Raw genomic sequence first — 8,496 nt, 5'->3', positions numbered from 1 at the left:
GACATTGTGTAACTCCTTGATATGAGTGTGAGTGTTAGTTGGTACTACATGGCACGTTACTGTTGTGCCACGCCACATTACGGTCACGACACCGTGTGCGAGTCAAACGCGTAAACGTTCACTCGTGTGGCGACAAGGAATGGAGTATGAATCACACGTGCTCAAACGGGGCACTCAAATTCCCCTCGCGTTGTGTGATTCTTTTCGCTTGCAAGTTGTGACACTGGCCAAGTAACGTGCGTTGCCGCGTTCCTTGCGATCATCGACCATCAGATCGCATATGCACCGTCCCATTTGCTTGTTTGCTTGTCTATCGTCACTGGGGCACCCCGGGAGATGTCCACGTCGTGTACCGACGCAAAGTGAATCGTGAAACCAAGCACAATCGCTAGCGGGTAGGCACAAGGTGTGTGCCGTTACCGAGTTTTGGTCATTTGCTCGCCACCAGATTTTGATTACAGTGCAGTGTTGGGCAGCCTGCACGTGAGCGAATACACCGCATTGCGGCGCTCGTCATATTTCGCTTTCAACCGTTCAAACGTTCCTGACGCGCGTTGTGTGTGACGCGTGCGTTGCATGATGCGTTGCACGTGTCGCACGCGCGTGCGCGCGGTCGAACGTTGTGTAGGGAGGTCATCGTGACGCGCGGGACGGTGATCACACGTCGCATGTCATGTCGCAGTTTCACGCGTTCGTTTGCGTCGTTCGGCGTTTGCTCAACGACGCGCGTAGCGCGTGACACACGGCAATGTTCACGTGGCGGTGAGTCACACGTAGGACGTGTCACTCGCGTACGTGCGCGGGAGCGTTAGCAAGGCCACACACGGTGGGGCGAAGAGGCGCGATATGTGACGCGTTCGCCAGCGACGATTTCAACTGATCGCCGCTACGCGGCGATTTTAGCAGGTGTCACCGGTTTTGTGCGAGATCCTTATGAAACACTTAGTTGTGCGCACAATTATGCGGGTTTTGCAGGGATTTTCTAGATTCTCGTATTTCAAGATTCTAGTTGCCAGGGTGCGATTTTGGGCGCTGTGCGACCGAATTACGTATACAGAGCTGTACTGGAATCGAAATATTCGTGACCGGTCACACAAGGCCTCCTTCGTAGGACGAGATCCTGATTAGCGATGGCAAAACGGGATCTCGTCCTATGAAGGATCGGTCCAATCCGGCGTTGACGCGTTCCGCAACCGGTCCTCGCCACGTGGACAAAAGTGGCTAACTTGACAATGTCCATTGGTGCCCTATATGATGGCATGTGTACAAAAATCAATCAGGGGAGTGTGAAGTGATGAAGTCAATGCTCAAATACGATCATGACAGTGGTCTCAAGTTGTGTAACGCCGAGACGTGGAACCTTGACACACGGGAATGGGAGTCCTGCTATCGACGTTCCCAAGTTGCCGGTGTATGTACCATGCACTATCAGCGGTTACGCTTAGCGGGAGTGCGCATCGTGAACAGTGGGACACGCAAGGAGCCCCTTTATGACACCGAGGGCAGTGAACTCCCGTCCGACGTACGGTTGGCATGGGACACACCAACGGTACCCGATTTGACTGGTTCATCCCCATGGTGCCAATTTCGAAATTGCTACCGCACATCCCCAAACGGGACTGGCATATGTGAAGTGCATTGGAAAGAGGAATGGGAAATATGGAACGAACCGCCAATTGAGATCACACAACCAGGCCCACGTCAAAGGAAAACATGTACCGTATGCGGTGGGAAGCACTATGCAAAAGGGTATTGCAGACGGCACTATGCGCAACAACACAGTGTCAGTAATCGGCACGATGATCTCGAAAAGTACATCTCAGCGGTACATCCACCCGATGGCAATTATTCGGAACTCGACGGTTGTGGAACTGATGAACCACATAGACGGCACATGTGACGCTTTATATATAAAATCGCCACGCGACGACGACGCACGCCACACACGGGTAGTCCTCGTTTGTGTCGGGGTGTGTGTGTATGAATTATAATAAAAATCCATTCCCACACACACGACACAACCGCCCTGCCGCGAGATGTGTACCGAACATGTAAGGTGCAACTTCGACCGTGTCATTTTCGGTGGACGCAAATTTTATATATAAATCGCCCTGCACGAGTGCATTATGATGGGTCCAATTGAAACCACTCACAATGGGACTGGTTGTGTGAATCCACATGCGCGTGTCAATCCACATTCAAATGAACTGGGTCAATCCACTCACAATCCACATTGAACGAATCCACTCACAATCACGCTGGTTGTGTACATTCACATTCAATGACACCCACACTGCCACATTCAAAATGACACCTATCCACATTCAGTGACACATCGGTTCACATCAGGTCCACCTTCATTCACACGTTCAGTTCCATTTCACGTTAGGACCATCCACAACAGGGTACTTACCAATTGACCAGTTCCAATGCCATTGGTACTACTACGTCCACATTGTGACAGGGTAGTTCCGGTTCAACGGTGACACGGAACCGGTTGTGACATTCAATGTGGCATGTGGCGAAGTGGCATCTCGCATCGTGCAATCGGCACGCGGTTGACATGTGACCGGTTCGTACATGACACGGAAGTGGTCACTTTTTTCGCCACTCCGATTCTTAGCAAGTTCTCATCCGTTTCATACGGTTTTCTTCGTTTCAACCGGATTTCGCTGCTACAATCAATGATGTTGTTCAACATCATTGATTGTCAAACGAAAGGTTCCACAATGTCATTCGCACGCAACGCCATCGCCACCGCCGACAACGCATTCGCCACCGTCATGCGTGACACGTATGGCGAATTCGCCGATGTGACAATCGGCGACGTTGAAAACGTCATGACACAAATCGCCGATTACATGCCACACGCGTTCACACATCCGTGTGACACGTGTGACGCATTCGACGCGTACGTGTCATTGATCGATGAATGTGAATGTCACACGTTCGTCGAATTGTTGGAAATGGCACGCGACATTTGACGCACAAATAATGTCACACGTTCGCGTGTGACATTATTTTTGCCACCATACCCCCTCAACTCACTTGACTAACTGGGCATTGTGCGTGATTGCCCGGCGCGCGTCACACGTGACGCACGACGCACGACGCACGTACACGACGCGTCACGACGCACGTACACGACGCGCGCACGACGCGTCACGCGTCACGCGTCAACACACAACGCACGACGCACGACGCACACACGACGCGTCACACACGTGTGTGATCGCACGACGCGTCACGTGTGCGTCACGACGCACGACGCGTCACACGACGCACACGACGCGTCACACGTGTGATCGATCACACGACGCGTCACGTACGTGTGTGATCACACACGACACGCGTCACACGTGCGTCATGCGTCACACGTGTGTGATCGCACACGTGCAATCGACACGTCATCGTGTGACGCGTGCGTCACGTGAACGTGTGAACGTGTGAACGTGTGAACGTGTCATCGTGTCATCGTGTCACACGTGTGAACGTGTCACACGTGTGTCACACGTGTACGTGTCACACGTGTGTGACACACGTGTGTCACCGGTCGTTGTGTCACACGTGTACGTGACACATTCACGACAATGTGGATGCGGTTTGTTCGCCACGTGTCACACATTGTCGAGTGACGAGGTGCGGTTCGTTTCGTGCATTGTGGCTCTGGTCACTCCACATTGGTACACACCTTGTCGAGTGGTGTTGTGGTGTTGCAGCTCCACCTTGTCGAGTGGTGCAGTGGAGTTGGCCATGACCAGTGCTGGACCGGTTCCACATCAGTGGCAAAAGATTACCGGTCCAGTGGCGGAAGGGTGGTGGTCACACTCCCAACTCAAAACGAGTTTGAAACCCCATTGAATAATTCGTAAACTCCGTAGTCGGCAATTCTGCACTTTGACCGCTGGCTGACAACTTATTGCTCGCCCTTACCACTGCTGATACGATGTCATACATGGACACAAGACCCTCATATTTCAACGTGCTGGACGTCGCGCTCATTAGTGCTGGGTATGACCCAGCAGACATCGACGAGGTACTATGGGACAGTAAGGCTCCCAAGATCCTCAGGGTAAAGCTCAAGCCACACAGTCAACTGATCTTCCTAGAGATCACCAGTCACTCGCTGGTTGTGGAACATCGATCCAATCTCACTCACGGAGCTCCTACAGAACTACACCGACCAACCGTCCCGAGTCAGGCAACGCACGCACTGATCCCAGAAAAAACTGAACGCTCCTAGTACAGGCCTAATACAAAGTTCGTACAAGACGTTTTTCCCACCATCACGCCCCGCAAAATGGCCATTCTGCCGGAGTTCACTTGACAGCCAACCTACCCCCATGCTAACGTGGCAGCCATGAGCGATGTAAACAGATCCCGCGGAGCACCCAGACTCAAGATGTCAATGCAGGACTGGTTGGGACGCGTCGATGACCGATTCATGGGAACCGCAGTTGATGTGGAACCCCATGAAGCTCTGCTCTGGGCCATTCGCCTCGCAGCTGGGGAAGTGGCCTACTGTGACGCTCAGATCAGTCGTCTGCATGAGGATGAGTTGTTCGAACGACCACTCCGTCAGACGTTCATGCAGATGCCATCAGGGGCCTTCGACCTGGTTGAGGAGAAGAGGGACCCAGAGATTGTCTCTCGTTGGGCACACCTGCGCAAAGATGCAGCAGACCGCATGGCACGCTATGCCAAGATGGCAATTGATGCTGGAATCGATGAGCGAAGGGTTGCCGTAGCAGAACGAGTGGCAGACATCCTCGCTCCGTTGCTTGAGAACATTGCTGAGGACCTCAGTCTCACAGCTAAGCAACGGGCTAAACTACCCGATGTGCTCGGTACAAGACTCCGTGCACTAGAGATAGCAGCTCAAACAGGAGGACCAAATGACCCCAGCAGCACGAGGTCCAGGTCGCACGAAGGCCGAACCCGCTCCCGAACATGATCCTGAGCATCCGGACCAAGAGCCCGGACAGGAGAGTGCGGACAGCTCGGAGGAACCAGACACTTCCGCACAGCAGCCACAAGGCTCAGGATCTGGCCAGAAGGGAGCCCTGGTTGATCCGTCGAAGAGCACGGAGGAGGTGAGAGAGGACCAGGCAGAAAGTTACCGCGAGAGCGGAGAAGACGAAGAGCCTTCAGAAAGCGAGCAGCTGGAACAGGAGCGACTCGAATATCACCAGTCCATTCAGGATGAGATTCGGGCACAGCAGGAAGAAGCAGGAACAGTCGAGGAGTACCCGAACGCTGAAGAGCGTGCAGTCAAGACGGCTCCGGCACCGGGGCAGGTCCCTGGGGATCACATCCCTGTGGGGTAGGACCAATCGGCCGGAAACTAACAACACCCTAAGGGGCAATCTAAGTGAAGAAGATCGCATCTGTCGGCGTGGCACTGGTCGCGTCGTTCGCACTGGTTGGGGCAAGCACGGCGAACGCCATGCCAAATCAGGCCACAACTGCGAAAGTGAAGGTCGGGCCTCGCGGTCCACGTGGCTTCCCAGGACCGAAGGGTCCGAAGGGCGACACCGGACCTGCTGGACCTGCAGGAGCAATGGGACTCGCAGGACCAATCGGCCCGGCTGGACCTGCAGGACCCGCAGGCCCGATGGGGCTCACCGGATCAACTGGACCGCAAGGGCCTGCAGGACCGGGTGGAAACAACGCCAAGGAGTTCACCTACAAGTCCGACACCAGTGGCGCAACCCAGGACGTAAGCGACCTGGATGGTGTCAAGCTGAACGCCTCTTGTGACGCGTTCGGTCGACTCACCTTGACCGCTGTGGCCACAAACGTGGCTCCTGGAATCCTCACCGAGCGGGATGGCACGAACTTCGCCATCGTTCCTCGGTTCGGTACCGCGAACACCACGGCGCGAGTCCTCATCAACCCGTTCAGCTCGGCTAGCTCCCGGGCAGACGTGCAGGTGCACTACGTGTCCAATGGTGGTCAGGACACAACCATCAACATCGCCGCTGTGGACCTGGCAGACGGTCCGAACGGCCTCAGCAATGCGTGTGTCGTGTTCGGCACCGCGATGACGTTCTAGCAAAAGCTGGGAGCGCAGTACGGTGGTAGGAACCTTCAATCAGAACCGGGAGCACACGGCACTGGTTGAAGAATGCGCCCTGAAGCAAGTACCACATACGTTGGCGCGTAGGCTGGTACTGGAGCTTCCTCAATCAACGCGGCAAGGCAGAGATTGGGCCACGGTTCAAGCCCTGGAGGGCGCACTGAGAGATGGTAATCCTCGAACCTGGTAGACCAAGCGATGATGACAACCAAGGCAATGGTGGATACAAGAAGTACTACCTCGTTCGAGGTTACACCTTGCTGTTCCTTGGTGTCGGGCTCATCGTATGGGGCATCTGGCCACCTATTGACCCTGCCATCTTCACGTTCGGAGGTTCGCTTGTCGGCCTCAACCCAGTGCTCAAAGCTCAGGAGAAGCGGTGAGTGCCAAAGATATTCGCCGCAGGTTTCGCTACGTAGCTCTTGCCTACGTCATTCTGGCAATCACCCTGGTTGGGGCAATCGCAGTCAACCAGCATCAGCAGCATCAGATCGAGAATATCCAGAAAACGATACTCAAAGCTGCACAGTGCCCGAAATGAGCGTTGGGGAATTGAAATTTTCGCGTCTACGCCGCGTTATCACCGACGTTTCCTCGTCCCTCACGAGATACAACGTGCCCCCCTGTACCTCGCGTCATTTTGTGCATAGTTCTACGTTAGGAGCGATGACAGCATGACGATACTTACTCCGTACGAGTATGACTGGGTGCTGGATGACGCTGCACGAGCAGCTCTTGCTAACGTACACCGTCAGCCGATGAACGATCAGCACTCCATGGGGTACCGCAGGATCCGAGGCAAGTTCATGAACGGGGATCCTGAAGCGGATCCAAGGACTTACGAAACTGTGGGATATGGCACGGGTGGTCCATTCGTGCCGCATCTACCAGTTGAATCGCTACCAGCCTTACCGAGTCCACCGCCTGTCAGCCCCACAGGATAAGTACACCACGGTGCGCTCAACTCTACCACCCGGTACGGCAGAAAGTGTACTCAATCGCCTGTATCCGCAGCAGGCGAATAGCGAGTACCTGTATGACCCAACTGCGTGGATGGAGGATAAGCTCGGCTGGGTGTGGTCCAAGCAAGCAGACATCGCCGACAGTGTCTGCGATAATCGGCATACAGCAGTGATGTCTTGCCACGGTCCCGGTAAGAGTTACATCGCTGGTGGCCTCGTGTGCTGGTGGATGGACACGCACCCAGTCGGGCAAGCTTTTGCCGTGACAACAGCTCCAACTCAAACTCAGATCAAAGCAATTCTGTGGCGGGAAATCGGGCGTCATCACCGGAAAGCGGGACTGCTCGGGTATATCACCGGTGGGGAACAGCCTGAATGGAAAATCACAGGTAGTCATGAGATCATCGCCTTCGGTAGGAAGCCGCAGGATTACTTGGACGTTGAACAAGCCAAAGCCGCGTTTCAGGGTATTCATGCCCGATACGTACTTGTGGTACTCGACGAAGCAGCCGGGATACCGAACTGGTTGTGGGATGCAGTCGAGGGTTTGGTCACGAACAAGTACGCACGAATGCTGGCAATTGGTAACCCTGATGACCCAGCCAGTCAATTTGCCAAGGTATGCGCACCTGGTAGTGGATGGAATGTCATCAGTATCGACGCATTCGACACGCCGAATTTCACCGGTGAGGAAGTTCCGGAAGCACTATCGGACATGCTTACGAGCCAGATTTGGGTAGAGGAGCGTCGCAAACGCTGGGGCGAAGGCAGTCCACTCTGGGAGTCACGCGTCCGCGGGAGATTCCCGAAGAAGGCCACAGACACGCTTATTCACCCAGAGTGGATTGTCAGAGCCCAAAAAGCTGACCTCTCCAAGATGGGCTCGAAGAAACGGTACGGCGTGGACGTTGCTCGTGCAGGCATGGACCAAAGTGTCATCATGCGTGTCAAAGGCTGCGTGTACCGAGTCGTGTTCTCTGAAACAGGCATCGGTGACACAATGCTCCTGGCTGGGGAAGTCGGTGAGCGGCTCGGCGGAACTTGGGATGAAGTACCAGCGGTCATCGATATCATCGGCGTTGGTGCTGGTGTGTATGACCGGTGTAGCGAATTGGGTTACAACGTCGTGCCGTTCCAAAGTAGTGAACACGCCTTCAACAAGAAGAAGTTCAAGAATCGACGTGCCGAGCAGTACTGGAAACTTCGTGACATGTTCTCTCGGGGACTGGTCGATATCGACGAGGAGGACGATGAACTGGCGAGTCAACTTGGTTCAATCAAATGGAAGATTGACTCGCAGGGTCGAATCCAAATCGAGTCGAAGGAGGACATGAAGAAACGAGGGCTCCCCTCCCCCGATAGAGCAGACGCAATGATGATGGCAACCGTTGAAGATGCCGTGTGGGAGGGGAGCGACGATTTGCAGAACTACCAGATGGGAACAAGTGAAACAGG

5 protein-coding genes are annotated in these 8,496 nt (G+C 54.4%); all 5 read left to right on the top strand.

Annotated features, from left to right (window positions below; genetic code table 11):
- The first annotated feature begins 2,729 nt into the window (after window positions 1–2,729).
- Window positions 2,730–2,984 carry a hypothetical protein gene (locus tag VH187_RS13515; protein ID WP_329701967.1) on the top strand — a complete coding sequence of 85 codons (255 nt, stop codon included), beginning with the start codon at window positions 2,730–2,732 and terminating at the stop codon, window positions 2,982–2,984.
- Window positions 2,985–5,093: 2,109 nt separating this feature from the next.
- Window positions 5,094–5,327 (top strand): hypothetical protein, encoded by a 234-nt coding sequence (locus VH187_RS13510; protein WP_329701966.1) that lies wholly within the window; start codon window positions 5,094–5,096, stop codon window positions 5,325–5,327.
- Between the two features lie 287 nt (window positions 5,328–5,614).
- Window positions 5,615–6,055, top strand: a complete 441-nt coding sequence (locus VH187_RS13505) for a hypothetical protein (protein WP_329701965.1) — start codon at window positions 5,615–5,617, stop codon at window positions 6,053–6,055.
- Between the two features lie 403 nt (window positions 6,056–6,458).
- Window positions 6,459–6,620 carry a hypothetical protein gene (locus VH187_RS13500; protein WP_329701964.1) on the top strand — a complete coding sequence of 54 codons (162 nt, stop codon included), beginning with the start codon at window positions 6,459–6,461 and terminating at the stop codon, window positions 6,618–6,620.
- A 413-nt stretch (window positions 6,621–7,033) separates the two neighbouring features.
- The coding region (locus VH187_RS13495) for a hypothetical protein (RefSeq protein ID WP_329701963.1) at window positions 7,034–8,496 on the top strand (1,463 nt) is incomplete at its 3' end.

The sequence above is a fragment of the Scandinavium sp. genome (assembly GCF_036271055.1).
GTDB lineage: Bacteria > Pseudomonadota > Gammaproteobacteria > Enterobacterales > Enterobacteriaceae > Scandinavium.
This window is presented reverse-complemented; position numbering and strand designations above follow the sequence as displayed.